The sequence below is a fragment of the Rhodococcus indonesiensis genome (assembly GCF_047782815.1).
Taxonomy (GTDB): Bacteria; Actinomycetota; Actinomycetes; order Mycobacteriales; family Mycobacteriaceae; genus Rhodococcus; species Rhodococcus indonesiensis.
In genome coordinates this window covers 3249791-3274982 of sequence record NZ_CP180630.1, presented here as the reverse complement: position 1 = coordinate 3274982, position 25192 = coordinate 3249791, and the positions used below count along the sequence as shown (strand labels likewise).

At 70.1% G+C, this 25192-nt stretch carries 21 protein-coding genes, 1 tRNA gene, 1 other RNA gene and 3 pseudogenes; 16 read left to right on the top strand and 10 right to left on the bottom strand.

All coding sequences use genetic code 11. From position 1 onward, the window contains the following. Positions 1 to 49 precede the first annotated feature (49 nt). On the bottom strand, positions 50 to 2902 hold the full coding sequence (gene aceE, locus ACM26Y_RS15045; protein ID WP_040782636.1) for a pyruvate dehydrogenase (acetyl-transferring), homodimeric type: 2853 nt from the start codon (positions 2900 to 2902) through the stop codon (positions 50 to 52). A 357-nt stretch (positions 2903 to 3259) separates the two neighbouring features. On the opposite strand from aceE, the gene ACM26Y_RS15040 reads away from it, so the two are divergent. From ACM26Y_RS15040 to ACM26Y_RS15030, 3 genes are all read left to right on the top strand, one after another. Further along, positions 3260 to 3682, top strand: coding sequence for a DUF3052 domain-containing protein (locus ACM26Y_RS15040; RefSeq protein WP_003937077.1), 423 nt, complete (start codon positions 3260 to 3262; stop codon positions 3680 to 3682). 44 nt (positions 3683 to 3726) lie between these two features. After that, positions 3727 to 4191, top strand: coding sequence for a peroxiredoxin (locus ACM26Y_RS15035; protein WP_416061282.1), 465 nt, complete (start codon positions 3727 to 3729; stop codon positions 4189 to 4191). Between the two features lie 34 nt (positions 4192 to 4225). Next, positions 4226 to 4300: transfer RNA gene (locus tag ACM26Y_RS15030), tRNA-Val, on the top strand. Between the two features lie 91 nt (positions 4301 to 4391). Here ACM26Y_RS15030 and ACM26Y_RS15025 read toward each other — a convergent pair. Continuing rightward, positions 4392 to 4573 (bottom strand): annotated as a pseudogene (locus ACM26Y_RS15025) (tyrosine-type recombinase/integrase); the annotation flags it as partial. 634 nt (positions 4574 to 5207) lie between these two features. Here ACM26Y_RS15025 and ACM26Y_RS15020 point away from each other — a divergent pair. From ACM26Y_RS15020 to ACM26Y_RS15000, 5 genes and pseudogenes are all read left to right on the top strand, one after another. Then, positions 5208 to 5918, top strand: a complete 711-nt coding sequence (locus ACM26Y_RS15020; protein WP_416061281.1) for a hypothetical protein — start codon at positions 5208 to 5210, stop codon at positions 5916 to 5918. Between the two features lie 597 nt (positions 5919 to 6515). Continuing rightward, positions 6516 to 8224, top strand: a pseudogene (locus ACM26Y_RS15015) (SulP family inorganic anion transporter). A 142-nt stretch (positions 8225 to 8366) separates the two neighbouring features. Then, positions 8367 to 8789, top strand: coding sequence for a hypothetical protein (locus tag ACM26Y_RS15010; RefSeq protein ID WP_416061280.1), 423 nt, complete (start codon positions 8367 to 8369; stop codon positions 8787 to 8789). Positions 8790 to 8813: 24 nt separating this feature from the next. After that, a pseudogene (locus ACM26Y_RS15005) lies at positions 8814 to 9893 on the top strand (lipase family protein); the annotation flags it as partial. Between the two features lie 60 nt (positions 9894 to 9953). Then, a complete protein-coding gene (locus ACM26Y_RS15000) occupies positions 9954 to 11792 on the top strand; it encodes an AMP-dependent synthetase/ligase (protein WP_003937082.1) in 1839 nt (612 codons plus the stop codon). Positions 11793 to 12072: 280 nt separating this feature from the next. On the opposite strand, the gene ACM26Y_RS14995 is transcribed toward ACM26Y_RS15000, so the two are convergent. The 4 genes from ACM26Y_RS14995 to ACM26Y_RS14980 are packed head-to-tail and all read right to left on the bottom strand — an operon-like array spanning position 12073 to position 14485. Then, on the bottom strand, positions 12073 to 12435 hold the full coding sequence (locus tag ACM26Y_RS14995; RefSeq protein ID WP_003937083.1) for a DUF5655 domain-containing protein: 363 nt from the start codon (positions 12433 to 12435) through the stop codon (positions 12073 to 12075). A gap of 23 nt (positions 12436 to 12458) precedes the next feature. Further along, complete coding sequence (locus ACM26Y_RS14990; RefSeq protein WP_003937084.1) at positions 12459 to 13298, bottom strand: SURF1 family protein; 840 nt, start codon at positions 13296 to 13298, stop codon at positions 12459 to 12461. Positions 13299 to 13326: 28 nt separating this feature from the next. Next, on the bottom strand, positions 13327 to 13794 hold the full coding sequence (locus tag ACM26Y_RS14985; protein WP_003937085.1) for a low molecular weight protein-tyrosine-phosphatase: 468 nt from the start codon (positions 13792 to 13794) through the stop codon (positions 13327 to 13329). Next, a complete protein-coding gene (locus tag ACM26Y_RS14980) occupies positions 13784 to 14485 on the bottom strand; it encodes an HAD hydrolase-like protein (protein WP_010594299.1) in 702 nt (233 codons plus the stop codon). The genes ACM26Y_RS14985 and ACM26Y_RS14980 overlap by 11 nt, the downstream gene beginning before the upstream one ends. A 77-nt stretch (positions 14486 to 14562) precedes the next feature. Here ACM26Y_RS14980 and ACM26Y_RS14975 point away from each other — a divergent pair, with 77 nt between their 5' ends. From ACM26Y_RS14975 to ACM26Y_RS14965, 3 genes are all read left to right on the top strand, one after another. Then, the gene (locus ACM26Y_RS14975) at positions 14563 to 15696 is read left to right on the top strand and encodes a Nif3-like dinuclear metal center hexameric protein (RefSeq protein WP_416061279.1); all 1134 of its coding nucleotides are present in this window, start codon (positions 14563 to 14565) and stop codon (positions 15694 to 15696) included. 86 nt (positions 15697 to 15782) lie between these two features. Continuing rightward, on the top strand, positions 15783 to 16520 hold the full coding sequence (locus tag ACM26Y_RS14970; RefSeq protein WP_003937088.1) for a zinc ribbon domain-containing protein: 738 nt from the start codon (positions 15783 to 15785) through the stop codon (positions 16518 to 16520). Next, positions 16517 to 17602, top strand: a complete 1086-nt coding sequence (locus tag ACM26Y_RS14965) for a bifunctional RNase H/acid phosphatase (RefSeq protein WP_416061278.1) — start codon at positions 16517 to 16519, stop codon at positions 17600 to 17602. Before ACM26Y_RS14970 ends, ACM26Y_RS14965 begins: the two co-directional genes overlap by 4 nt. A gap of 63 nt (positions 17603 to 17665) precedes the next feature. Here ACM26Y_RS14965 and ACM26Y_RS14960 read toward each other — a convergent pair whose 3' ends face one another. Then, complete coding sequence (locus tag ACM26Y_RS14960; RefSeq protein WP_416061277.1) at positions 17666 to 18190, bottom strand: DUF1697 domain-containing protein; 525 nt, start codon at positions 18188 to 18190, stop codon at positions 17666 to 17668. 56 nt (positions 18191 to 18246) lie between these two features. Here ACM26Y_RS14960 and rnpB point away from each other — a divergent pair. The 4 genes from rnpB to ACM26Y_RS14940 all read left to right on the top strand — a co-directional run bounded on the left by rnpB (position 18247) and on the right by ACM26Y_RS14940 (position 21073). Continuing rightward, positions 18247 to 18660, top strand: an RNA gene (gene rnpB, locus ACM26Y_RS14955) — RNase P RNA component class A. Positions 18661 to 18872: 212 nt separating this feature from the next. After that, positions 18873 to 19052, top strand: a complete 180-nt coding sequence (locus tag ACM26Y_RS14950; protein WP_006947711.1) for a hypothetical protein — start codon at positions 18873 to 18875, stop codon at positions 19050 to 19052. 16 nt (positions 19053 to 19068) lie between these two features. Further along, the gene (locus tag ACM26Y_RS14945) at positions 19069 to 20478 is read left to right on the top strand and encodes an RNB domain-containing ribonuclease (protein WP_416061276.1); all 1410 of its coding nucleotides are present in this window, start codon (positions 19069 to 19071) and stop codon (positions 20476 to 20478) included. Beyond that, positions 20462 to 21073, top strand: a complete 612-nt coding sequence (locus ACM26Y_RS14940) for a CHAP domain-containing protein (protein ID WP_416061275.1) — start codon at positions 20462 to 20464, stop codon at positions 21071 to 21073. The genes ACM26Y_RS14945 and ACM26Y_RS14940 overlap by 17 nt, the downstream gene beginning before the upstream one ends. Before the next feature lie 3 nt (positions 21074 to 21076). On the opposite strand, the gene pip is transcribed toward ACM26Y_RS14940, so the two are convergent. The 3 genes from pip to panB form a co-directional block, all read right to left on the bottom strand. After that, positions 21077 to 22036 carry a prolyl aminopeptidase gene (gene pip, locus ACM26Y_RS14935; RefSeq protein ID WP_289378853.1) on the bottom strand — a complete coding sequence of 320 codons (960 nt, stop codon included), beginning with the start codon at positions 22034 to 22036 and terminating at the stop codon, positions 21077 to 21079. After that, entirely contained in the window at positions 22036 to 22470 is a 435-nt protein-coding gene (locus ACM26Y_RS14930; RefSeq protein ID WP_416061274.1) for a hypothetical protein, read from the bottom strand. Before ACM26Y_RS14930 ends, pip begins: the two co-directional genes overlap by 1 nt. Before the next feature lie 91 nt (positions 22471 to 22561). Beyond that, entirely contained in the window at positions 22562 to 23410 is an 849-nt protein-coding gene (gene panB / locus ACM26Y_RS14925; RefSeq protein WP_003937097.1) for a 3-methyl-2-oxobutanoate hydroxymethyltransferase, read from the bottom strand. A 180-nt stretch (positions 23411 to 23590) separates the two neighbouring features. On the opposite strand from panB, the gene ACM26Y_RS14920 reads away from it, so the two are divergent. Further along, positions 23591 to 25135, top strand: a complete 1545-nt coding sequence (locus ACM26Y_RS14920; RefSeq protein WP_416061273.1) for an alpha/beta hydrolase — start codon at positions 23591 to 23593, stop codon at positions 25133 to 25135. Positions 25136 to 25192 lie beyond the last annotated feature (57 nt).

The following is a 25192-nucleotide window of genomic DNA, read 5'->3' as shown; positions in this document are numbered from 1 at the left end:
GGGACGAAACTACGCCCGCGGCCCGTCGCCCGCGGCAGAGCGGTTCGGATCAGGCCACGCCGGGATCCGAGGTCTGCTCCGGTGCGGCCGCCACGTCGTCGATCCGGTATCGCTGGGCGGCCTCGACCGCTTGCGCGCGATCGACAGCGCCGTCCCGGCCGAGGGCGGCGAGCACCGCGACCACCGTGGACTCCGCGTCGATGTTGAAGAACCGGCGCGTGGCGGGGCGGGTGTCGGAGAACCCGAACCCGTCGGCGCCGAGGGTGGTGTAGTCGCCCGGTACCCACTGCCGGATCTGGTCCGGTACGGCACGCATCCAGTCGGAGACGGCCACGAACGGCCCGGCGGCGTCGGCCAGGACCTTGGCCACGTACGGCGTCGGAGCGTCGGCGCCCGGGTCGAGCAGCGCCTGCCGCTCGCATTCGACGCCGTCGCGGCGCAGCTCGCCCCACGAGGTCACCGACCACACGTCTGCGGCCACGCCCCATTCGTCGGCGAGCATCTCCTGAGCCCGCAACGCCTCGGGCATGAGCACCCCGGAGGCGAGGATCTGCGCCTTCGGCCCGGCGCCCTCACCGCGGCGGTACAGGTAGATGCCCTTGAGCAGGCCCTCGACGTCGAGGTTCTCCGGCTCGGCCGGCTGCACGTACGGCTCGTTGTAGAGGGTGATGTAGTAGAAGACGTTCTCGCCACCGAACCCGTCGACGCCCTCCGTGCCGCCGTACATACGGCGCAGACCGTCCTTGACGATGTGCGCGAGCTCGTAGGAGAACGCAGGATCGTAGGACACCACCGCCGGGTTCGTCGACGCCAGCAGCAACGAATGCCCGTCGGCGTGCTGCAGACCCTCGCCGGTGAGGGTGGTGCGGCCGGCCGTCGCGCCGAGCACGAATCCGCGGGCCATCTGGTCCGCCGCCGCCCACAGGCCGTCGCCGGTGCGCTGGAAGCCGAACATCGAGTAGAAGATGTACAGCGGGATCATCGGCAGCCCGTGCGTGGCGTACGAGGTGCCGACAGCGGTGAAGGAGGCGGTGGACCCGGCCTCGTTGATGCCCTCGTGCAGGATCTGCCCGGCGACGCTCTCCTTGTAGGCGAGCATCAACTCGGCGTCGACCGACGTGTACAGCTGGCCGTTGCGGTTGTAGATCTTCAGCGACGGGAACCACGAGTCCATACCGAACGTGCGGGCCTCGTCCGGGATGATCGGCACGATGCGCGGGCCGATCTCCTTGTCGCGCAGCAGCTCCTTCATGATGCGCACCAACGCCATGGTGGTGGCCACCTGCTGCTTGCCGGACCCCTTGCGGACCACCTCGTAGGTCTTGTCCCCGGGCAGCGGCAGCGGAGCATCGGCGGTGCGACGTTCGGGCAGGAACCCGCCGAGCGCGCGGCGCCGCTCGAGCATGTACTGGATCTCCGGCGAGTCGTTGCCCGGGTGGTAGTACGGCGGCATCTTCGGGTTCGCCTCGAGTTCGGCGTCCGAGATCGGGATGCGCTGCAGATCGCGGAAGTACTTGAGGTCGTCGAGCGTGAGCTTCTTCATCTGGTGCGTGGCGTTGCGGCCCTCGAAGTGCTTACCGAGGGTGTATCCCTTGATCGTGTGCGCCAGGATCACCGTCGGCTGACCCTTGTGCGCCATGGCCGCGGCGTACGCCGCGTAGATCTTGCGGTAGTCGTGGCCGCCGCGCTTGAGATTCCAGATCTCCTGATCGCTGAGGTTCTTGACCAGCTCCTTCGTGCGCGGATCACGGCCGAAGAAGTGCTCACGGACGAACGCGCCGTCGTTGGCCTTGTAGGTCTGGTAGTCGCCGTCCGGGGTCACGTTCATCAGATTGACGAGCGCGCCGTCCTTGTCGGCGTGCAGCAGGGTGTCCCACTCCCGGCCCCAGACCACCTTGATGACGTTCCAGCCGGCTCCCCGGAAGAACGACTCCAGCTCCTGGATGATCTTGCCGTTGCCGCGGACCGGGCCGTCCAGGCGCTGCAGATTGCAGTTGACCACGAACGTGAGGTTGTCCAGACCCTCGGTCGCCGCGACGTGCGCGAGACCCCGCGACTCCGGTTCGTCCATCTCACCGTCGCCGAGGAACGCCCACACGTGCTGGTCGGAGGTGTCCTTCAAGCCGCGATCGTGCAGGTAGTGGTTGAACCGCGCCTGGTAGATCGCGTTCATCGGCCCGAGGCCCATCGACACCGTCGGGAACTCCCAGAAATCGGGCAGCAGCCGCGGGTGCGGGTAGGACGGCAGGCCGCCGCCCTGGTCGGCGTGGCTGGCCTCCTGGCGGAACCCGTCGAGTTGCTCGGCCGGGATGCGGCCCTCGAGGTAGGCGCGAGCGTAGATGCCGGGGGAGGCGTGCCCCTGGATGAAGATCTGGTCACCGCCGCCGGGGTGGTCCTTACCGCGGAAGAAGTGGTTGAAGCCCACCTCGTACAGTGCCGCGGAGGACGCATAGGTGGAGATGTGGCCGCCGACGCCGATGCCGGGACGCTGTGCGCGGTGCACCATGATCGCTGCGTTCCACCGGATGAAGGCGCGGTAGCGGCGCTCGACCTCCTCGTCGCCGGGGAACCACGGCTCGTTCTCGGTCGGGATGGTGTTCACATAGTCGGTCGAGGTGAGGGCCGGGATGGACACACGGCGTTCGCCGGCGCGCTCGAGCAGGCGCAGCATCAGATACCGGGCACGCGCAGGACCGGCGGACTCGAGCAGCCCGTCGAAGGACTCGAGCCACTCCGTGGTCTCGGCCGGGTCTATGTCCGGCAGGTAGGAGGCCACGCCCTCGCGGATGACCCGCACGCGGCCGTCGGTGGCCCCGGTGGTGTTCGGCGAGGATCCCGCTTCCGAGGCGCCCGGTGTGGCGGCGCTCGTCGAGGAATCGGGCTCGTGGATCAGGTCTGTCAACGTCTGCTCCTCATCGTGGTGGGGCGCGCAGGTGTGGCGCCCGCTCCGTAGGGCCGGCTCTTGTGGGAGCCGACTCATCGACATCTGAACGAGATGCACTGCTCATCTTCCCCCATCCCGCGGTAGGAGGCATCCCCCCGGGTGTACAACGCGCGCAGGGCGGGTATCCGGACGGTTCGGGTCCGCGCGGCGGGTCGGCAGTGTGACGCTTCTCGCGGTAACGTCCCCGGAAGATTCTCGAGAATTTCCGTGCGGTTCGGCTTGCGTTGAGCTCCCCGAGGATGTTCGCTTTGAAAAATCGCTCATGACATCCGGTACGCGGCAAGCCCGCGGCCACAACCGAAGGAGGACACCACCGTGGTCGCCGCGGCGGACGCCCAGAACTACGTTCAGAAGCTCGGTATCTCCCACGACCAGGTGGTTCAGGAACTCGGTTGGGACGAGGACACGGACGACGACCTGCGGGCCGCCGTCGAGGACACGATCGGATCGGACCTGCTCGACGAGGAATCCGACGAGGTCGTCGACGTGGTGCTGCTCTGGTGGCGCGACAGCGACGGAGACCTCGTCGACGCCCTGATGGATGCGATCGGCCCGCTCGCCGACGAGGGCGTCGTCTGGGTGCTGACGCCGAAGACCGGGCGTCCGGACCATGTCGAGCCCAGCGAGATCGCCGAATCGGCGACGACCGCCGGCCTGACCCAGACCTCGACCGCCAATCTCGGCGACTGGGTGGGCAGCCGGCTGGTGCAGCCGAAGGCCGCCCGCACCAAGCGCTGAGCACACCGCTCAGTTCCGCCACCGAAGTAAGGACGACCGACGCAATGGCGATCGAGGTGGGTGCCCAGGCGCCCGATTTCACACTGAAGGACCAGAACAACCAGGAAGTGACGCTGTCGAGCTTCCGTGGGAAGAAGAACGTGCTGCTCGTGTTCTACCCGCTGGCGTTCACCGGTGTCTGCCAGGGCGAGCTGTGCGCCGTGCGGGACGACCTGCCGACCTACGAGAACGACGACACCGCGATCGTCGCCGTGTCGGTGGGGGCCTCGCCCACGCACAAGATCTGGGCCGCCGAGCAGGGTTACACGTTCCCGCTGCTGTCCGATTTCTGGCCGCACGGTGCCGTCGCCCAGGCCTACGACGTGTTCAACGAGAAGCTCGGTTTCGCCAACCGCGGCACCTTCGTCGTCGACAAGGACGGCATCGTCCGGTTCGCCGAGGAGAATCAGCCCGGCGAACCCCGTGACCAGGGCGCTTGGGTGCGAGCGCTGGCCGCGCTAAAGTCCTGAGACGAGATCCGGCGGCGTGAGCCGCCGGATCTGCGGGCGTGTAGCTCAGTGGTAGAGCTCTGGTTTTACACACCAGCGGTCGGGGGTTCGAAACCCTCCGCGCCCACCAGGAATGTGGCGGTGAGAGGCCTGTTCAGGGCTTTGTGGCCCGCCGGATGATGCCCTCGCTGCCCACATCTTGCCCACACTCGTTACCGCTCGGGCTTCCGGCAGAACGGTAGCTACCGCCTCCAAGTCGTCGAAGAGATCGGCGTAGACGTCGAGCGTCGTCGCCGCGCTCGCGTGTCCGAGCATCCGCTGAACCGCCGTTGACGTTCACGCTCGCCGGCATGGCTCGACTTGCCGCTGTATGCCGGAGGTCGTGAGGCGTGACGCGGGGGACGTCGGCGGCGGCCTTGTCGAACCGGGACGCCTCACTCTGACCGCGGGACGCTCGAGTACCGCCCTTCGCAACCCTCCTCCCTGTGGCCCATCCGCTTGCAGCCTGGACGTTTACAGCGTCGGCGCGACGGCTCCCGGGGGACCACTCGGGATGGCTCTGTAACGGTCGGAGTCATTGGGTGATAGTCCTAGCGAACCACTTGGTCTGCTGCAACACGAGGGCAGGCCTCCACCGAATGGACGAAGGCATGGCCCAGCCGCCCCCATACTCCCATCGCGACCAGCCACCTGCAGGGGCGCAACAGCCGTACGGGTCGGCACCGCAAGGCAATGGATACCTGCAACAGCCTTACGGCTATCCAGGTCAGTCTGGAACTGTGCCAGTCTATGGAGCCGTCCAGGCTCCGCCCCCGCAGCCGAGGAAGCGGAAGAAGCCGAAATGGCCTTGGGCTGTGCTGGCAATCCTTGTGATTTCCATCCTCAGCGTCCAGTCGTGCAGTCGAGGTGACTCCACCCCGAGTCCCAGCCGATCCTCGAACGTGGGTAGCGGCGCGTCGACCACACAGCCGGAGGACCCCGCCAAGCTTGATCCGGCCACCTATCAGGAAATCTCGGAGCGGGACTTTGCTCTGCTGGTGAAGGGCCCGGATGCTTTTTCGGGACGGAAGATCCTCGTCTACGGCCGGGTGACCCAGTTCGACTCAGCCACCGGTACCGACCGCTTCCGAGCCGACACCGCCGCTGTCCTGCAGGACAGCCCGTACGACTACGACGAGAACACCGCCATCGAGGCCGACGACCCCGCCCTGGTGGCCGACGTGGTCGAGGACGACATCGTCAGGATGTACGTCGAGGTGGACGGGTCGTACTCCTACGACACCCAGATCGGGGGCCGTACCACCGTGCCGAAGTTCACCGTGAACATCATCGAGCTCATGCCGAGCGATCCAGCGTCCACATCGCGCATGACCACCCCCGTTCCCCCCTCGACGGTCAGCGCACCCCGCACGGCGGCACCACTACCGACTGTTCCCGGTACCGACGCGCAGGGTTTCATCGGTGTTCCGGGGGGACGCTGCAACTACACCAACTCGGCGGTGCTCATCGGCCGTACCCCGCAGTCGCTGGTGGTCATTTGCGAGACCGGGGTCGGGCGGCTGTACTACAAGGGTGTACGGCTCAGCGACGGCGCGCCCATCGAGATCGACGATCCGGTCCGCACGGAACTCGGGTACGTCGTGACGAACGAAGGCGTGCAGTACTGGATCGACCGGGACGCGCTCATCATCACTCGAGCAGATACGCGACTGGCCGAGGAGCCGATGCTGCAGTACTGGGCACGCTGAAGGCGACGAACCACCTGCTCAGGTATGGACGCATCTCGCCAGTGCTTGTACACGTTCGTACGTTCGGAACTCGGATTGCCCCGGAAGGCTGACCCCACCTCGCCGGTCGACTGAGACACGACGAGCGCAGCAAGGGAGGGCCCGCCGCGACGGAAGCAGTCTTCGGACAATAGGTCGAGTACGCGCCCCAGCCCGTCGGTGGCGTGCGGCAGTTCGGCAAGACCGATATCGGCGCACCTCGCCATCTTGAGCGTCACACCGTCGACAATCTAACGAGGCAGTCTGCCCGCGCTGGATTGAGGCAAGGGCGTGCCCACATTTTGCCCACACGCGTGCGTCAGTGAGCATGGTGTGATGGGGTATGCGCGAAAATCCCTGTTCAGGGGCTCAGCGACCGGCTGACCTCGGTCACGTCTGGGGTTCGAAACCCTCCGCGCCCACCGGAAATGTGGCGGTGAGAGACCTGTTCAGGGGCAGGCCTCGATGGGGTTTCTGCCCGGCAAGCGTCGACGTCCGCTGACGCAGCCGGACTCGTGGGGTCGCGCCCGGGGTCTTCGGACTCTGTCGTGGCTGGGCGGGGTTTGCTGTGCTCGTGTTGTGAAGGTGCCGCTGCTCACGTCGTTCGAGGGCTGTCGGGCCGATCGGATCGGACGGGACCTGCTGGCCGGCCTGACGGTCTGGGCGGTTCTGGTGCCCGAGGCTCTCGCGTACGCCACGATCGCCGGGGTGTCCCCGGTGATCGGCCTGTACGCCGCGCCCGCGGCTCTGCTCCTCTATGCGCTGTTCGGCAGCTCCCGGCAGCTGGTGGTGGGTCCGATGGCGGCCACCGCGGCGCTTTCGGGTGCTGCTGTTGCCGGCATCTCCAGTGAAGCCGATGCGGCAACGCTGACGGCCGGTCTGGCGCTGTTGGTCGGGGCGCTCGGGATCCTCGCGGGGCTGGCGCGTCTGGGGTTTCTGGCTTCCTTCATCTCCGAACCGGTGCTGAAGGGGTTCATCGTCGGCTTGGCGCTGACGATCATCGTCGGGCAGCTCCCGAAGCTCTTCGGAGTCCCGAGGGGGGAGGGGACTTCTTCGAAAAGACCTGGCACCTGGTCACGTCGCTGGGCGGGACGAACGGCTGGACGTTGGCCGTCGGCGCCGGTTCCCTCGCGGTCGTCCTGGTCCTGCACCGGGTGTCGCCCCGGCTGCCCGCCCCGCTGGTCGCGGTCGTCCTGGGCATCGTCGCCGTCTCGGTTTTCGATCTCGACGCCGAGGGAGTGGAGATCGTCGGGCGGATCGAAGGCGGGCTACCTCCGCTCGGGCTCCCCAGCGTCTCTGGATCCGACTACGCCGCGCTGCTCGCGTCGGCGGCAGGGATCCTGCTGGTGGCGTTCGCCGAGGGCATCGGCGCAGCCAAGAACTACGCCGCCCAGGAACACTACGAGATCGATCCGAACCAGGAGCTGCTCGGGGTGGGCGCAGCGAACATCGGCGCGGGACTGTCCTCCGGAATGATCGTCAACGGGTCCCTGTCGAAGACCGCCGTCAACGCCTCGGCCGGGGCGGTGTCGCAGATCTCCGGCATCGTCGTGGCGGCGCTGACGGTGATGACGCTGCTGTTCCTGACCGGTCTGTTCGCGAACCTGCCGGAGGCGACCCTCGCCGCCGTGGTGATCGCGGCCGTCATGAGACTCGTCGACGTCCGGGGGCTGCGCAAGTACGCGCGTCTGGCCACCCCGAGCCTGCGGCGGATCTACGGCGTCACGGCGTATGCGGACTTCCTCGCCGCGGCGAGCGCCATGGTGGGTGTGCTGGTCCTCGACATCCTGCCCGGGCTCTTCCTCGGTGTCGCGGTGTCGGTCCTGCTACTGCTGTTCCGCGCCTCGCGGCCCCACGTCGCCGAGCTGGGCCGCACACCGGACAGCGGCCGCTGGGTCGACCTGCAGCGCCATCCCGACGCGGTCACCGAGCCCGGGATCGTGGTGCTGCGGCCCGAGGCCGGGCTGATCTACGCCAACGCCGACAACGTGGCAGCCGCCGTACGCGGCCACGTCCACGAAGACACGCGGGCCGTCGTCCTCGACACCGCCTCCGTGCCGGGAATCGACATCACCGCCGTCGAGATGCTGGACCGGTTGTACGCCGACCTCGAGCACCACCGCATCCGGCTGCTCTTCGCCGGCGAGATCGGCCAGGTGCGCGACCTGCTCGACGCGACCGGCATCGCCAGTGTCGTCACAGACGCACACTCGACGGTCGACGCGGCCGTCACCGCGGCCCGTCGCAACCTCGACCACCCGCCGGACACCGACCCGACGTCGGCGTGACCTCCAGGACCGGCGGCGGGACCAGCGGGTCGTCGGAGGACCTTGGCCTCTATGGTGCGCAGTGCCGGGAGACGCAGCATGGCAGTGGCGGACGGCCGAGGCACACGGACTCGGCGCGAGCCACCAGGGGAAGGAGAAGACGATGCCGAAGGTATCGAAAGCCACCGCGTCCCGCATGGTCGTCCCGGGTTACACGGACGAGTACAGCCAGGAAGTCGGGGGCTGGCTGGTCAGCATCGAAAGCGCCTCCGCGGACATGGACTATGCGCCGTTCTTCAAGGGCGGGCCGAACGACCAGTGCCCGGCGAGCCACATGGGCTATGTGCTCAAAGGGAAGTTCGGTGTCCGGCGAGCCGACGGCGTCGAGGAGATCTTCGAGGCCGGGGACGCCTTCGTCCTCGAGCCGGGGCACACGCCCTTCGTGTTCGCCGGAACCGAGTACGTGGCCTTCACTCCCGCCGAGGAGGCGAAGCAGCAGGCTGCGGTGATGATGCCGAACGCGATGAAGTGGGCGGAAGAGAACGGGATCGAACTGAAGCTGCCGGACCAGGAGGCGACTTCCTAGCTCGTACGGGTCGCAGTCGCCGCGCCGGCCGATCTCGCGGCTCGCGCACCGGGCGACGTGCTACGGGTCCGGCAGTTGCCGCCCTCGTACTACTTCCCGGGCAGCACCGTGTGGGAAGTGCTGTTCCGCACCACGGATTCGCAGGATCGACCCGTCGCGGCGAACACGACCTTCGTGCGGCCGGCGCATCACGTGCAGAACGGGCCGCTGCTGTCGTATCAGCACATCATCAACGCGCTCGGGCACAAGTGCAAGATCGTCTCCCAGCTCTACACGAGCCATCCGTTGCATCAGATCCGGGAGGCCGCCGGACTCAATCTTGCGCTGGCGCGCGGGTGGGCGGTGGCGCTGCCCGACCATCTGGGCCCGCGGATGGCCTACGGCGCCGCCAAGCTCGGCGGCCGGGTCACGCTGGACGGAATCCGCGCCGTGCAGCGCGTGCCGGAACTGCAGGTGGCGGACAGCAAGGTCGCGCTGGGCGGCTATTCGGGGGGTGGGATGGCCACCTCGTGGGCCGCGGCGCTGGCCCCGGAATACGCCCCGGAGCTGAACATCGTGGGAGCCGCCGAGGGCGGTGTCCCGATGAACCTGGTGAAGATGGCCGAGAGTCTGGGCACCGCCCCGCATCCGGCGTTCGGCCTCGCGATGGCTGCCGCCCTCGGGCTCGAACGCGAGTATCCCGACCGCATTCACGTCACCCCGCAGCTCAACGCCCAGGGACACTGGCTCGAGCAGCTGATCGCCAACGGCTGCACCAACGAGATCATGTTCTGGGGAGTCGGTCGCAGCGCGGCCGAGATGACCGACAACCGCCGCTTCCTCGACGATCCCGCTGCGCGGACGGTGATGGAGGAGAACAGCCTCGAGCTGTATGCCGGCGTGCCGAAGGCCCCGATCTTCGAATGGCACAGCCCGACCGATGCGCTCATCCCGGTCGACTCCGTGGTCGCCACGATGCGCCGCTACTGCGCGGCCGGGGTGCCGGTGCAGACTCTCCTGACCCCGACGCCGGACCATCTCTCCGCCGCCGCCCTGGGCCTGTTCCCCGCTCTGGACTGGGTCGACGCGCGGTTCCGCGGCGAACCGGCGCCCAGCACCTGTTGACGCCTCCGACCTTTGGGTAACTGCCCACGTCGGCGATCGCTGCGGATCTACACTCGGCGCATGGCTGCGCTGCGGGCGGTGGACGAGACGGTCGACTTCGCGAAGATCGACGATCGGGCCCCGTCGGTGGCCCGGCTGTTCGTCGACCGGGTGGCCGCGACGCCGGAGGCCGAGGCTTTCCGGTATCCGCAGGGGGACGGCTGGGGAAGCACGACCTGGCAGCAGGTCGGCGACCGGGTCACCGCACTCGCCGCCGGCTTGATCACCCTGGGAGTCGAACCCGAGGATCCGGTCGCGATCGCCTCCTCGACCCGGTACGAATGGGTGCTCGCGGACTTCGCGATCATGTGCGCCGGCGCCGCGACCACCACCATCTATCCCACCACCAACGCACCCGACGTCGCGTTCATCGTCGCCAACTCGGGCAGCGCCGTCGTGGTCGCGGAGGACTGGACCCAGGTCGACAAGCTCGTCGCCCACCGCGCCGACCTGCCCGACGTGCGGACTGTCGTGGTCGTCGACGGCGAGGGCGACGGGGACTGGGTCGTCACCCTCGCGGACCTGGAGACTCGGGGCCGTGCGCTGCTCGCCGACTCGCCCTCCGTCGTCGCCGACCGGGTGGACGCGATCCGTCCCGAACAGTTGGCCAGCATCATGTACACCTCCGGCACCACCGGGAAGCCGAAGGGTGTGCTGCTGCCGCACTCGGGGTGGACGTACACCGCCGCGGCCGTGGACGCGGTGAACATCCTCGGCCCCGACGACCTGAACTTCCTCTGGTTGCCGCTGTCGCACGCCTTCGGCAAGGTGATGCTGGCGTTGCCGCTGCAGATCGGCTTCACCACGGTGATCGACGGCCGCGTGGAGAAGATCGTCGAGAACCTCGCTGTCGTGCGCCCCACCTTCATGGGCGCCGCCCCGCGCATCTTCGAGAAGGCGCATGCGCGTATCGAGGCGATGGTCGCCGAGGAGGGCGGGGCGAAGAAGAGGATCTTCGACTGGGCCGTCGGCGTCGGGCTGCGTGTCTCGCAGGCCAGGCAGGAGGGCCGCACCCCGTCCGTCCTCGACCGGCTCCGGTACCGGATCGCCGACCGGCTGGTGTTCTCCACCGTGAAGGAGCGTTTCGGCGGTCGCCTGCGGTTCTTCGTCTCGGCGGCAGCGCCGCTCGACCGCGCCGTCGCGCAATGGTTCGATGCTGCCGGCATCATCATCCTCGAGGGGTACGGCCTGACCGAGACGTCCGCCGCGTCGTTCATCAACCGTCCCTACGCGTACCGGCTCGGCACCGTGGGCTGGCCTTTTCCCGGCACGGAGGTGCAGATCGCCGAGGACGGCGAGGTGCTCCTGCGCGGCCCCGGTGTGATGGACGGCTATCACGAGCGGCCCGAGGCCACCGCGGAGGCGCTCGAACCGGACGGCTGGTTCCACACCGGCGACATCGGGGAACTCGACGCCGACGGATTCCTGCGGATCACCGACCGTAAGAAGGACCTGTTCAAGACCAGCCAGGGTAAGTACGTCGCACCGTCCGCGATCTCGGCCACCTTCAAGGGCATCTGCCCGTACGCCGGCGAGATCGTCGTGTACGGCGAGAGCCGTCCGTATTGTGTCGCCCTCGTCGGTCTCGATGCCGAGGCGATCACCGATTGGGCGGCCAAGAACGGCATGGCCGGCCGGGAGTTCGGTGACATCGCCCGGGACGAGCGGACACACGCGCTGATCGCCGACTGCATCGACCGGCTCAACGACCGGCTCAACCGCTGGGAGCAGATCAAGAGGTTCGCCGTCCTCGATCGGGAGCTGTCCATCGAGGCGGGAGACCTGACACCGAGCATGAAGCTGCGCCGCAAACTGGTGGTCGACAACTTCGCCGACCGAATCGAGCAGTTGTACGCCTGACGTCCGGGTTCAGGCACCCGATCCGGTACAGACTCGACCGGCATGATCAGGAACTCGACCGCCGGGGCGTCGACGGCGTCCGAGGTTTCTCGACACGGGTCGGCATCCACGCGCCGGCCCGGAATCCGCCCACGTCACGGAGTGTGCGGATTCCGAAGTCGCGGGCGGACCTACCGGGCGCATCGTCACCTGGAATCCGTCGGGAGACGTCATGATCGTCGGAGGCGCCGGTCAGGCCGATCCTGAACCCGGCGCTGTTCCGGCCGGGGACGGGCAGAACCTACGACCGGGTGCGCTCTCCGGCCGTCTCGTACGCTTCCGCCAGCAGCGCGACGACGCCGTCGTCGAGCTGGTCCGGGGTGGCGATGCTCAAGCGGTGCGTGGTCACCTTCGCGGTGGTCGGGAAGGCCTCCCGCAGCTGGGGGTGGTGGACCCGCCGCGGCAGGTCGACGGCGATCTCCAGCCGCGACGAATAGACGAACGCCGCCGCGAACACCCGGCCGCGTCCCCACCGCACCTCGGCGGGACGGACCTGCTCCTCGACGTCGCCGCCGAGGCCCAGCACGAGTGTGCGGAGCCGGCAGAACATGTCGACGGCGGCGTCGTCCTTGTCGGCCAGGTAGTCGTCGATCGTCGCGTGCATCGCGGGCTCCTCGCCTGGGTGGCTCAACGGGACCGGCCGTAACGGTCGGCGAGCTTGTCTTCGGTGCTGCGCTCCACCGGAGCGGGCGCCGGCTCGGCCTCGGGTGCGGCCGCGGGCGCCGGTTCCTTCCGCTTGCGGCGCTCGCGCAGCTCCGCCCACACGAAGTACCCCAGGCCCAGCGGCGCCATGATCCCGAACGCCACCCACTGCAGCCCGTACGACAGGTAGGGGCCGGCGTCGAGCTGCGGCAGCGGGATCGTGCCCAGCCCCCCGGCCTGGTTCTCGGACAGCTGCAGGTATCCGCCCGTCAGCTCCAGCCCGGTGAACGCCGCGATCTGCGCGGGATCGATCGAGTAGACCTGGGTGCGGCCGGCGTCGCGGAACGGGGTCCTGCCCTCGGCGGTTCCCTCGGACATCCGCAGGCGCGCATCGACGGTCACCGTGCCGGTGGGCGGCGGGGCGAACGCGGGGATCTCCGTACCCCGTTCCGGACGCACGTATCCGCGGTTCACCAGGACGGTGCGGCCGTCGGCGAGCCGAAACGGTGTGAGCACCTCGTAGGCGGGGGAGGACTCGACGCTGCGCAACCGCACCAGCAGATCCGAGTCCGGGAGGTAGGAGCCGGTCGCGACGACGCGCCGCCACTCGTCCTCCGGAGCCGGCGCGGGGCCGGAGAGCAGCTCCTCGACCGGCACGGGGTCCGTGGCCAGCGAGGCGGTGATCCGGTCGTTGCGCTCCTCGGTGGTGGTGTTCTTGCCGAGCTGCCACGGCGCGAGCACGGTGAAGCACGCGTAGGCGAAGCCGCCCACCACCAGGGCCAGCACCAGCCAGCTCGGGCGGAGCAGGAACGTCAGTCGTCGCACGTAACCACGGTAGCCGGTGACGCGGGCCTCAGTGCCGTCGCACCCAGTCGAGCAGACCCGGGATCGCCGCCTCGATCTGCCGCCGGACCAGTTCGAACTCGTGCCGGTCACCGTAGTACGGATCCGGAACCGACTCGCCTTCCGCGTCCGGGTCGAAGCTGCGCAGCAGCGCCCGGCGCTCGGCGGGCACCCCGAGCTGCGCGAGCATCCGGTCGTGACCGGCGTCCAGGGCGACCACCAGATCGGCGGCGAGCTGCTCGTCCGTCACGCGCCGGGCACAGTGCCCGATCGGGTAGCCGTGCCGCCGCAACAGATCCGTGGTGCGGGGATCCGCGTCCTCGCCGGCATGCCAGTCGCCGGTGCCGGCGCTGGTGACCCGCACCCGCTCGGCGAGACCGGCCCGGCGGAGATGCTCGGCGAAGATCTTCTCCGCCATCGGCGAGCGGCAGATGTTGCCGGTGCACACGAACGTCACGTGCAGGCGCTCAGCGGCCACCGGTCAGCACCCTCGTCAGTTCGCCGACGCTGGACGCGGACCGGTGCGCGTCGGCCGCCTCGTCGGCCGCGCCGTACCCCCACTCGACGAACACCGTCGGGATGCCCCATCGCGCCGCGCCCGTCACGTCGTGCTCGCGGTCACCGACCATGACCACACCTCCGGTGCCGCCGTCCGCGGCGGCGACCGGGTCCACCCCGAGCGAGACGAGACTGTGCGCGATCACGTCCGCCTTCGCCCGCCGGGTCCCGTCGTCGCTCGCGCCGCCGATGAAGTCGAAGTGGCCGGCCAGCTCGAAATGCTCGAGGATGCGGACCGCGAAGTTCTGGTTCTTCGACGTCGCGACGGCGAGCCGGCTGCCGGCGTCGCGCACTCGCTCGAGCATCGTCGCCACCCCGTCGAAGACGGAGTTCTCCGCCCAGCCACGCTCGTCGTAGCGCTCGATGTACGCGGTGAGGGCCCGTTGCACCCGCTGCTCGTCGAGGCCGAGTCCGCGCAGGGTGTCGATCATCGGTGGACCGAGGATGCGTTGCGGCTCGTCGTGCGCCGGTTCCGGAACGCCCACCGTGGCGAGTGCATGCCGGAACCCGTCGATCACGCCCGCCGCCGAGTCCGTGAGGGTGCCGTCGAGGTCGAACAGCACCACGGGTGCCGGCAACAGCAGCGGAGGCAGATCGGCGAGAGTCGTCACGCCCTCATTCTCCCGGCTGCCGGCGAAGCCCGCCGCGTAGGGTCGGGGACAGTTGCCGGGACGACGGAGGAGGAGCGGTGACGGCGGTGACGCTGCGCGAGGTGATCGACGTGCTGGAGACGGCCTACCCGCCGTCGCTGGCAGAGTCGTGGGACTCTGTCGGACTGGTCGCCGGCGATCCCGACGAACCCGTGAACCGGGTGCTGCTCGCGGTCGACGCCACCGCCGCCGTGGTCGACGAGGCCCTCGACTGGGGCGCACAACTGCTCCTCGTGCATCACCCGCTGCTGCTGCGCGGTGTCGACACCGTCGGCGCGCACACCCCGAAAGGCGCCCTGATCCACCGGCTCATCCGGGGTGGCTGCGCGCTGTTCACCGCCCACACCAACGCCGACCGCGCCGATCCGGGCGTGTCCGACGCGCTGGCGCAGGCGCTCGGCCTGACCGGACTCAGGCCGATAGAGCCCAAGCCCGAACCGGCCGTCGACAAGTGGGTGGTCCTCGTGCCCGCCGACTCGGCCGAACAGGTGCGCGCCGCCCTGTTCGGTGCCGGTGCGGGCCGGCTCGGCAACTACCGCGAGTGCTGCTGGACGACCTCCGGGATCGGACAGTTCCGTCCCGAGGCCGGAGCGGATCCGGCAATCGGCACCGTCGGCGACCTCGAACGCGTAGCCGAGGACCGCATCGAGGTCGTCGCCCCGCGCGCGGTGCGCGGCCGGGTGCTTGCCGCTCTGCGCGCGGCGCACCCCTACGAGGAACCCGCGTTCGACGTGTTCGAACTGGCCGAGCTGCCCGGCTCGCGGGGCCTGGGCCGCGTCGGCGACCTGCCGGTGCCGCAGACGCTGCGCGAGCTCACCGAACGCGTCGCCGCGGCACTGCCGGCCACCGAGTGGGGGGTGCGCGGTGCCGGCGACCCCGACCGGATCGTCCGCACCGTCGCGGTGTGCGGCGGCTCCGGCGACTCCTTCCTCGGCACCGTCACCCGGCTCGGCGTCGATGCGTACGTCACTGCGGATCTGCGGCACCATCCGGCCGACGAGCACCTGCGTGCCGGCGGGCCCGCGCTCGTCGACGTCGCGCACTGGGCCAGCGAGTACCCGTGGTGTGCGCAGGCGAAAGGTGTGCTCGACGCCGCCTTCGCCGACCGCGACGGGTGGGCGGCCCGTGTCAGCGAGCTGCGCACCGATCCCTGGACCACCGCCGCCCGGTAGGTCCGGGTTCCTCGTGACCGCCCGCGCGGTACGGTAGGCAGCTACCACCCCCCACGATCTCGCCGCCGAAAGCAGGAACCCGCCGAGTGAACGTCGAACCCGCCGTGCAGTCCAAGCTCCTGGCCCTCGCCGCTGTGGACACCGAGGTGACCCGCCTGGCGCACCGGCGCCGCACCCTGCCCGAACAGCAGGAGGTCGAACGGCTCGAGGCGGAACGCACCGCGCGGCGGGACGCCGCCGTCGCGGTCGAGATCATCCTCGACGACCTCGACCGCGACATCCGCAAGCTCGAAGGGGAGGTCGAGGCGGTCCGCCAACGGGAGGAGCGCGACCGCAAGCTCCTCGCCGGCGGCAGCGTGGCCGCCAAGCAGCTGTCCGAACTCCAGCACGAACTCACCAGCCTCGAACGGCGGCAGGCGCTGCTCGAGGACGAACTGCTCGAGGTCATGGAACGCCGGGAGGCGTCCAAGGCCGATCACGACCACGCCGGCGCGCGGCTGTCGAGCGTCGATGCGGAACTCGCGGACGCCGTCCGTCTGCGCGACGAAGCGCTCGCCGACATCGAGGTCGCCGAGCACCGGTGCCTGAGCGACCGCGCGGCGCTCGTGGAGGCCTTTCCCGCCGAGCTCGTCGACCAGTACGAGGCGCAGCGGTCGAAGACCGGCATCGGCGCAGCCCTGCTGCAGGCGCGACGGTGCGGCGCGTGCCGTCTCGAACTCGACCGCGGCGAGATCTCTCGCATCGCCGCCGCGCCGCCCGAGGCGCTCGTGCGCTGCCCCGAGTGCAACGCGATCCTGGTGCGCACCAAGGAGTCCGGGATTTGAGCCGGGTCGTTGTCGAGGCCGACGGCGGCTCGCGCGGCAACCCGGGTCCGGCCGGCTACGGTGCGGTGGTCTTCGATGCCGACCACGAGACGGTGCTGGCCGAGCGCAGCGCGAGCATCGGCCGCGCCACCAACAACGTGGCCGAATACCAGGGCCTGATCGCCGGATTGACCGCCGCCGCCGAACTCGGGGCCGACGAGGTCGACGTCCGGATGGATTCCAAGCTGGTCGTCGAGCAGATGTCGGGCCGATGGAAGATCAAGCACCCGGACATGATTCCGCTCGCCGCGCGCGCCCGCGAACTGGCCGGGAGATTCTCGCGGATCGAGTTCACCTGGGTGCCGCGCGCGGAGAATGCCTACGCCGACCGGCTCGCCAACGAGGCGATGGACGGTGCTGCCTCGGCCGCGGCGGGTTCCGAACCGCCGTCTTCCGCGTCGGCGAAGGCGCCGGGCTGGACCGGCGCCGTCGGCACGCCCACCCGGATGCTGCTGCTGCGGCACGGACAGACCCCGTTGTCGGTGGAGCGTCGCTACTCCGGGCGTGGCAACCCGCCGCTGACCGAACTCGGCCGCGCGCAGGCGCACGCGGCTGCCCGCCGTATCGGCGAGCGGGGCAACATCGCCGCGGTGGTCTCGTCGCCGCTCGGGCGGGCGCGGGAGACCGCCGATGCCGCCGCGGCGGTACTCGGTCTGCCCGTGACCGTGCACGAGGGGCTCCTCGAGACCGACTTCGGCAAGTGGGAGGGACTGACCTTCGGCGAGGCGGCGCAGCGTGACCCCGAGGTGCACCGTCGCTGGCTGGGGGACACGTCGGTGCGTCCGCCGGGCGGGGAGAGCTTCGACGAGGTCCGCGGCCGTCTCACTGCCGTCCGGGACGATCTGGTCGCGGAGTACGGCGGGGCGAACCTGCTCGTGGTCTCCCACGTCACGCCGATCAAGACGCTGCTGCAGATGGCGCTCGACGCCGGGCCGTCGCTTCTGTACCGCCTGCACCTGGACCTCGCGTCGCTGAGCATCGCCGAGTTCTATCCCGACGGTGGCGCGGCCGTGCGCCTGGTCAACGACACCTCGCACCTGTAGGCGACGGACCGATCCCTGCGTGCGGACGCCCGAGCCCGGCGCCCGCACGCGTCGTTCCGCCGTTCACACCTGGAGCTTTCGGAGCGTACGCAGGTTCCGCGTCGTGGTCACCGCCTTGTAGCGGGGCTTGCCGAGGTTCCGGCCGAAGGCGCCCCGGACCGTCTGCCCGCGCTCGACGTCCCAGTACAGGACGCCGTCGCCCCGGGCGACGCGCTCGACAGCCGGATCGAGGTCCGCTGTCGTCGCCGCGAGCTCCTCCAGAACCGCGGGTTCGGCGACGAAGACCGCGTATGCGTGCCGGCCGTCGCGCTCCTGGAACGGGTAGGCGTCGACGACAGCCGCGACGGCAGCCTGATCGTGGACGAACACGAACGCCTCGTAACCGAAGCGGGCGCGCAGCGCCGCCTCGATCCGCGCCTTCGATTCGGCGGTGTCGGCCGTGCCGGCGTCGAACACCACATTGCCCGACGCGAGCACGGTGCGGACGTTCCCGAAACCGAGTCCGGTGAACACGTCCTTCAGATCCGCCATCGCGATGGTGATGCCGCCGACGTTGATGCCGCGCAGCAGAGCCACATATCTCGCCATGGCGGTACCGTAGTTCGCATTTGCGACACGTGAGGCAGTACGCTGATCGACGCGGACGAGTTGGCCGGGCGACCGCGGCACAGGGAACCGGCACCGTGGCGGTGCCAGGCCCTGGATCGAGGAAAGTCCGGACTCCACAGAGCAGGGCGGTTGCTAACGGCAACCCGAGGTGACTCGCGGGACAGTGCCACAGAAAACAGACCGCCCACCCCTCGGGGTGGGTAAGGGTGAAACGGTGCGGTAAGAGCGCACCAGCACCCCGGGTGACCGGGGTGGCTCGGTAAACCCCGCCCGGAGCAAGGTTGAAGGCCGCACCGATCCGGTCGGTGCGGCTGCGCAGGTGTCCGAGGGCTGCTCGCCCGAGCCTGCGGGTGAACCGCTCGAGGTACCCGGCGACGGTGTGCCCAGATGGATGGTCGCCACCCCGCCTCGGCGGGGTACAGGATCCGGCTTACAGGCCGGCTCGTCCGCCCACCCGGCTCAGATCGGGGCGACGACCAGCAGGTGCGCCCAGTAGGAGGCGGCCTCGTGCCCCAGGTAGGGGAGCAGGAAGTCGTAGAGCAGGTACGACATGCGATTCCTTTCGCGTCGTCGAGCGGGGACCAGGGGCCGACGGTACCAGCCGCGCCGCCGCGCGCGGGTTACCCCGAATCTCGGCGCCGCGTGGGGCAGACTGGGAGTCATGAGCGACGAGGGCTGGTACTACGACGTACACACCGGAAAGGTCAGCCAGGGGAAGGACCCCAGTGCGCTGAACCGCATGGGGCCGTACCCGGACCGCGCCACCGCCGAACGGGCACTCGAGATCGCGGCCGAGCGCAACAAGGCTGCGGACGAGGCCGACGAGGAATGGAACCGCTGAGCGGTTCCTCGGCACGGTGACGCACACCCGCATCGTCGTCGCCCCCGCGATCGACTTCGGTGCCGTCCGAACCGAATTCGCGCTCGACGACGATTACCCCCTGCCCGCCGTCGCCGAGTCCGAGGCCGCGGCCGACCGCTGGTCCGCCGCGCGGGTGGACCGCACTGATCTGCCCCTGGTGACCATCGACCCGCCGGGATCGATGGACCTCGACCAGGCCCTGCACCTCGAACGGACCGTCCACGGTTTCGTGCTGCACTATGCGATCGCCGACGTCGCCGCCTTCGTCACCCCCGGCGGCGCGCTCGACCGTGAGAGCAGACGCCGCGGTCAGACCTACTACCTGCCCGACGGGTCGGTCCCGCTGCATCCGCGGTCGTTGTCCGAGAACGCGGCCAGTCTGCTGCCCGGCCGCGTGCGCCCGGCCGCGCTGTGGCGCCTCGTTCTCGACGAGACCGCCGAGCCGGTGGACGTGACCGTGCGGCGCGCACTGGTCCGATCCGTCGCACGGTTCGACTACGCCGGAGTGCAGGTTGGTGTCGACGCCGGGTTCGTGCATCCGTCGATCGCGGCGCTGCCGGAGTTCGGCCGGCTCCGCGAAGCCGCGGCCCGGGCCCGTGGCGCGATCGAACTGCGACTGCCCGAACAGGACGTGATCGCCGACGGGAACGGCTGGCGGTTGACCACCCAGCCGCGCACGGAGGTCGACGACTGGAACTCCCATGTGTCGCTGCTGACCGGAATGTGCGCGGCGCAGATGATGCTCGACGCACGGATCGGGTTGCTGCGAACCCTGCCGGCGGCCGCCCCCGAGGCTGTGGCGCAACTGCGGCGCACCGCCGTTGCCCTGGGGGTGCCCTGGCCGGAAGGCCTGCCGGTGGGCAGTTTCCTGGCCGGCCTCGATGTGAACGTGCCCGCCACGCTGGTGCTGATGAGCGAGGCCCCGGCGCTGCTGCGCGGCGCGTCGTACGTCGCGTTCGACGGCGAGCTGCCGGAGCAGCCGGGTCACGGGGCGATCGGGGCGCCCTACGCACACGTCACGGCGCCGCTGCGGCGGCTGGCCGACCGGTTCGTGACGGAGGTGTGCCTGGCGGTCTGTGCCGGCACCGACGTGCCGGCGCCGGTGCGGGCGGCGCTGCCGGAACTTCGCGAGACCATGGCCGGTTCCGACGCGCTCGCCGGGAAGGTGACCCGCGCGTGCATCGCACTCACCGAGGCGACGGTCCTCGCCCCACACGTGGGGGAGTCGTTCGATGCGACGGTCCTGCGCGCGACCAACGGCCGCCGGGACGCCGAGGTGTTCGTGCCCGACGCCACCGTGATCGCCCCGTGTACCGGGGAGCCGAAGGAGGGCAGCCGAATCCGGATCCGGCTGACGCACGCCGACCCGCAGACCCGGACGGTGCGGTTTGCGTACCCGGCGTGACGGCGCTGCCGGCCGGGAGCGGCGGCCGCGGGGCCTGTTCGCCGGCGTCGCCGCCGGGCTGGTGCTCGTGGTCCTCGCCGCGGTGCTGATGCTCGGCGCGGTACCGAGCAGATACCTGCCCTGGGACACCGCCGATTTCCCGGACGTGGACACCTCGGCGCTGACGCAGCCGCAGACGCGGGTCGTGGAGTTGCTCGCGGACGAACACCGCACGCAGCGGCCCGGGACCTTCTATTCCGAGGGCGCCGAGGAGCCGTGGTGCGCGAACTTCGTCAGCTGGATCATGCGGGAAGCGGGGCGTCCTCTGGCCAATCCGCATTCCGGGCACTGGCGGATCCCCGGCGTGTACACCCTGCAGGAGTACTACGAGTCGGCCGGCCGGTTCGAACCGGCCGCCGGCGGCTACCGGCCGGTGGTGGGGGATGTGGTGTTGTACGAGAACGAGCTGTGGGTCGGCCAGCACACCAACATCGTCGTCGCGGTCGACGGCGACACCGCGACGACCGTCGGTGGAAACGAACTCGGCCGCATCCGCGTGCACACCGTCGACGTCACGTCCGACTCGGCGGTGGTCGGGTTCGGCCGCCTCGAATGAGGTTCAGCGGAAGCGGTCGGTCGCCTCGAGCAGGTGATGGGTGATGCCGGGTTCGTTCGCCGCGTGCCCGGCGTCGTCGACGACGACGAAGTCCGATCCGGGCCATGCCTTGTGCAGCTCCCACGCGCTCGTGGCCGGGCAGACCACGTCGTAACGGCCCTGCACGATCACGCCCGGAACGGTGCGCAGCCGGCCGGCGTCGCGCAGCAGCTGCCCTTCCTCGAGGAAGCCGCGGTTGCGGAAGTAGTGGTTCTCGATGCGGGCGAACGCCAACGCGAAACGCGGGTCCGACGTCTCCGCCACTCGTTCCGGCGCGGGCAGCAGGGCGCTGGTCGCACCCTCCCACGTCGACCACGCCACGGCGGCCCGCAACGCGACGTCGGGGTCGGGCGAATGCAGCAGCCGGTGGTACGTGTCGACCGGATGCTCGTCCTCCGGCGCGCCGGTCAGTGGTTCCAGGAAGCGCTCCCACAGCTCGGGGAACAGTTGTCCGGCACCACCGTTGTAGTACCAGTCGATCTCGCTGCGGCGGAGCAGGAAGATGCCGCGCAACACCAGCTCGGTGATCCGGTGCGGGTGCCGTTGTGCATAGGCCAGCGCCAGTGTCGACCCCCACGAGCCACCGAACACCTGCCAGCGGCCGATCCCCAGCCGCCGTCGCAGGGTTTCGATGTCGGCGAGCAGGTACTCGGTGGTGTTGGCGGACAGATCGGCGCCGTCGGCGACGTGCGGGACCGACCGGCCGCAGCCGCGCTGATCGAACAGCACGATCCGGTATGCCTCCGGATCGAAGAACTGCCGGTGTGCGGGAACGGTCCCGCCGCCGGGGCCGCCGTGCAGGAACACCACCGGTTTGCCGGTCGGATTACCGCTGACCTCCCAGTAGATGCGCTGGCCGTCACCGACATCGAGCATGCCCTGCTCGTGCGGTTCGATCGGCGGGTACGGCTGCCGCAACGGCATCAGAAGCCGACCAGCGCGGAGGCCAGGGTCGGGATCTGCAGCGCCTCGAGTGCCTCGCTGCGCACCTCGGGGCACTGGGCGGAGGCGATCGCGTCGACCCGGTCACGGTCCCGGGCGAGCGCCAGCATGTCGATGCCGTTGCGGGCGGCCCATTCGCCGACCAGCAGGTTCAGACCGGGCTTGCTCATGGACGGGGTGTAGGTGCGCCAGCTCTGCAGCTGGGCCTCCATCTGCGAGCACAGCTCGGCGGCCTGGGTTTCGGTGACCCCGCTCGGAAGCGTGCTCGGCTCCGCCGCCGCGCCGGTCGTCGGCTGCGACGCCGCCGAACCCGTCCCGGTGGGGGCGGGCTGACCGCCGGACGCGCACCCGGCCAGGGCGGCGACCGTCGCACCGGCGACGGCAACGGCGAACAGTGTGCGACGGGGACGAATCATCTGCGATGCACCTCGTGGGTCGGTAAGGCCCGGGCCTACGGGTGAGGGAACCTGCGGCCGGACCGGCCGCAGGTGTCCTCGTCCTGCCGGATCAGAAGGAATGCTCGGGACCGGGGAACGTCCCGGCCGCCACCTCTGCAGCATATTCGGCGGCCGCGCGGCGCAGCTCGTCGCCCACGCTGCCGAACTTCTTGACGAACTTCGCGGTCCTGCCGCTGGTGTATCCGGCCATGTCCTGCCACACGAGAACCTGGGCGTCGCACTCGTTTCCGGCACCGATCCCGACCGTGGGGATGGTCAGCTTGCGGGTGACCTGACCGGCGATGTCGGCGGGCACCATCTCCATGACCACGGAGAAGGCGCCGGCCTCCTGCACGGCGATGGCGTCGGCGACGAGCTGTTCGGCGCCGTCGCCGCGGCCCTGCACGCGGAACCCGCCGAGGCTGTTGACCGACTGCGGGGTGAACCCGACGTGCGCCTGGACGGGGATTCCGGCGGCGGTGATCGCGGCGATCTGCGCGGCGACCCGCTCGCCGCCCTCGAGCTTGACGGCGTGGGCGCCGCCCTCCTTCATGAAGCGGATGGCGGTGGCGAGGGCCTGCTCCGGCGACGCCTCGTAGGTGCCGAACGGCAGGTCGGCGATCACCAGTGCGTGCGGGGCGCCGCGCACCACGCCGCGTACGAGGGGGAGCATCTCGTCGACCGTGACCGGCACGGTGGTGTCGTAGCCGTAGACGACGTTCGCGGCGGAGTCACCCACGAGCAGCACCGGGATGCCGGCCTCCTCGAAGATGCGGGCGCTCGAGTAGTCGTACGCCGTCAGCTCGGCCCAGCGCCGGCCCTCGGCCTTCATGGCCTGCAGATGATGGACCCGCGTCCTGCGGCGAGGAGCGTCGGACGGAGTCGAGCCGCCGTAGAGGGCAGCGGTGGATTCGGACATCAGAGGTCCCTTTCTGCCTCGAGGCCCGTGCGGGTCCCCGGGTTGGGTGATGACGGTCTCAGTCTGCCACCGGCGTCATCCGGGCAGTAGCGGCACCGGCGGTGCGATTGGTCACACCCGCCGCTCGGCCGGTCCCGAACCGCCGCACCGGCCACGGACTTCCCGTGGCACCATCGCTGGGTGTCGTCCCTTCCACTCCGCGCCGCGTCGCGCGCCGTCGCGGTGACCGCCGTGGTGCTGCTCGCCGCAGGGTGCAGCACCACGACCGAGACCGCGCCGCCGCGGACGGCACCGCTCGGCGCCCCGGCCGGCCTCGAGCAGTTCTACGGACAGCCGGTGCAGTGGGAGTCCTGCCGGGACTACGACACCGACGCCGGCCCGCTGCCGCGCGGCGTGCAGTGTGCGCGGATCACGGTGCCGTTGGACTACGACGACCCCGGCGGGCAGACGATCACCGTGGCGATCTCCCGTTCGCCGGCCTCGGGGCAGCGAATCGGCTCGCTGCTCGTCAACCCCGGCGGACCGGGCGCGTCCGGGCTCGGGCTCGCCACCGTCGCCGACGGCACCGAGCTGACCGACCGTTTCGACGTGATCGGCTTCGATCCCCGCGGCATCGGCGCCTCCGAACCCGCGGTGCGCTGCCGCACCGACGCCGAGGCGGACGCCGACCGCGCGTTCGACGACGGCGACATGAGTGCCGAGGGCATCGCGCGGACGGAGCAGCGGCACCGCGACTACGCCGACACCTGCGCGCAGCGCACCGGGACCGACCTGCTCGCCCACGTGGGCACCCGCGAAGTGGTGCGCGACATGGACGTCATCCGCTCCGTCCTCGGCGACGAGAAACTGAACTACCTCGGCTTCTCGTACGGCACCCGGATCGGCACGCTCTATGCGGAGACCTTCCCCGATCGGGTGCGGACGATGGTGCTCGACGGTGCGCTCGATCCCGAGCAGGATCCCCTCGACGAGGTCCTGCTGCAGGCGGCCGGCTTCCAGACCGCGTTCGACGCCTTCGCGGCGGACTGCGCCCGCTACGACGACTGTGCGCTCGGCACCGACCCGGCTGCGGCGGTGGAGAAGTTCCGCGCTCTCGTGGATCCGCTGATCGCGGCGCCCGCGGAGACGACGGATCCGCGGGGGCTGAGCCACCGGGACGCGATCACCGGGGTGCAGCAGGGTCTGTACACGCCGCGGTTGTGGGGTTCGCTGCGGGCGGGCCTCGTGGCGCTGACCGACGGCCGGGGCGACACGCTGTTGCTGCTCGCGGACCTGTACGAGGGACGCGGCGACGACGGCACCTACACCAACGCCACCGACGCGTTCAATGCGATCCGGTGCGTGGACGATCCGCCGGTGACCGACCCGGCTGTCGCCGCCGAGGCCGACCGGCTGTACCGGCAGGCGGCGCCGTTCCTCGACGACGGCCGGGCGAGCGGCGCCGCGCCGCGGGACCTGTGTGCCTTCTGGCCGGTGCCGCCGACCGGTGCGCCGCACACCCCCGACGTGCCGGGCCTGCCGACCGTGCTCGTCGTCTCCACCACCGGCGACCCCGCGACGCCGTACCAGGCGGGGGTGGACCTCGCGCGGCAACTCGGCGGCGCACTCGTCACCTTCACGGGTACCCAGCACACCGTCGTCCTGGACGGCGAGAGCTGCGTCGACGACCCGGTGACCAGCTACTTCGTGACCGGGCAGGCGCCCGCCGCGGACCTGCGGTGCTGACCACCCGCCGATGTGAGCGACACGCCGGAGCCACAACCCGCGGATGTAACACGGATT

Bases quoted from the DNA above. Each gene is read 5' to 3' on its own strand.
- ACM26Y_RS15035 (WP_416061282.1), top strand. From the start codon at position 3,727: ATGGCGATCGAGGTGGGTGCCCAGGCGCCCGATTTCACACTGAAGGAC.
- ACM26Y_RS15010 (WP_416061280.1), top strand. From the start codon at position 8,367: ATGCCGAAGGTATCGAAAGCCACCGCGTCCCGCATGGTCGTCCCGGGT.
- ACM26Y_RS15000 (WP_003937082.1), top strand. From the start codon at position 9,954: ATGGCTGCGCTGCGGGCGGTGGACGAGACGGTCGACTTCGCGAAGATC.
- ACM26Y_RS14995 (WP_003937083.1), bottom strand. From the start codon at position 12,435: ATGCACGCGACGATCGACGACTACCTGGCCGACAAGGACGACGCCGCC.
- ACM26Y_RS14960 (WP_416061277.1), bottom strand. From the start codon at position 18,190: ATGGCGAGATATGTGGCTCTGCTGCGCGGCATCAACGTCGGCGGCATC.
- ACM26Y_RS14950 (WP_006947711.1), top strand. From the start codon at position 18,873: ATGAGCGACGAGGGCTGGTACTACGACGTACACACCGGAAAGGTCAGC.
- pip (WP_289378853.1), bottom strand. From the start codon at position 22,036: ATGCCGTTGCGGCAGCCGTACCCGCCGATCGAACCGCACGAGCAGGGC.
- ACM26Y_RS14930 (WP_416061274.1), bottom strand. From the start codon at position 22,470: ATGATTCGTCCCCGTCGCACACTGTTCGCCGTTGCCGTCGCCGGTGCG.
- panB (WP_003937097.1), bottom strand. From the start codon at position 23,410: ATGTCCGAATCCACCGCTGCCCTCTACGGCGGCTCGACTCCGTCCGAC.